This is a genomic window from Martelella alba (genome assembly GCF_006516955.1).
Taxonomy (GTDB): domain Bacteria; phylum Pseudomonadota; class Alphaproteobacteria; order Rhizobiales; family Rhizobiaceae; genus Martelella; species Martelella alba.
The window spans coordinates 1-1369 of record NZ_VHLG01000047.1 but is presented as its reverse complement, the minus strand read 5'-3'; the positions used below and the strand labels follow the sequence as shown (position 1 = coordinate 1369).

Genomic DNA, 1369 nt, shown 5'->3' with positions numbered 1-1369 from the left:
TCCATGGTGAGTGGCTCCTCTCAAGGTTCAGCAAAACCTATTTTGGCACATTCGATGCCGTCGGAGGGCGCCATCCACTACATCACGTTAACTGGCGTCGGAACAAGATTTGCTAAATATCGTACGAGCCCTTTATCAACGAAAGACAGCCACTGTTGATTTGATGGTGATGCCGCCAGGGGGGCTTCGGCGCATTTGGCGTCCGGTTGCCGAACGGAACACCTGCAACAATTGCAGCGCGGGTGGCACGCGAGACCACAGAACCTTCAAGCTTTCCTTGCCATTTCGGTTCTTTCGTATCGCTTGGCCTGAAACGACACGCTGCGACCAGCGGAAGCCCATTTCATGGAAATACAGATCGGCAAGTTCTGGGCTGATGTGATGAAAAACGCCGGCGATGGTGCGGCGGACCCGGGCATTGAAACCTTCAACTGAATTTACATGCACCTGATCCCGCACATATTCACGACTGGAATGATTGACCGTCTCGTGCTCGGCAAAGCTTTCGCCAATCGCCATAAATGCTTTGGCTTCATCACTCATCAGATGAGAACCGAGCTCGACTTGTGTTGCGACCGCGCCAACGGCTGCACGTAACGATAGGCCTGAAACGGTGGATGCACGGGCATCGCCAGCGGGTGAGCCTGGAGCAGCAGCATCAGGTCGCTGTACAATCGCGACAACCGGCGTCTTTTCCGTCTTCTTCTGCCCTTTTCGGCCTCGCCCTGACGGTGGTTTGTCCGGTTGTTTTCTCGGTCTGCCACCGAGATAGAAATGATCAATCTCAACCGTACCGTCGAGCATGTTTTCGCGCGCCACCATCAGACGAAGCGCATGTCCGATCCGCCAAGCGGTGGGCTGACTGACCCCAAGTGTTTCAGCGAGGCGCACCGATGACATTCCTTTGTCGGATTGCAACAGAAGCCACATCGCCTTGAGCCATGTGCCCAAAGGCAATTTAGTCGAATGCATCGGGGTGTGCGTTGTCACTGTGAACTGGAACCGGCAATCGCCGCTGGAACATTGATAAAGGCCTGGCCGTGCACGGCGCTTGCCTACGTCCCGGCCAGCGATTGCAATGGAGCGCCTGTAGCCACAGGCAGGGCAAACCCTGCCATGCGGCCAGACCATGCTTTCCAACAAACGACGGCAATGGTCTTCGTCCCGGAATGCCAAGATCATGTCTTGAACTGTACGAATATTGGAAAGCGTGGCCAGTATCATTTCGGACATATTGATCTCCCGCAATTATCACGAAGAGAATCGCATCGAATGCAATATGCTACAAGGTTTTTGCTGTCTTTGGTTGATAAAGGCCGCGTACGATTTCGCACAGTTCTTGTTCTGACCCCATCTAGACTTTGGTCCG

At 54.1% G+C, this 1369-nt stretch carries 1 protein-coding gene; it reads right to left on the bottom strand.

Annotated elements, in window-relative coordinates:
• Window positions 1-135 precede the first annotated feature (135 nt).
• Window positions 136-1233 (bottom strand): IS1595 family transposase, encoded by a 1098-nt coding sequence (locus tag FJU08_RS22600; RefSeq protein WP_141151297.1) that lies wholly within the window; start codon window positions 1231-1233, stop codon window positions 136-138.
• Window positions 1234-1369 lie beyond the last annotated feature (136 nt).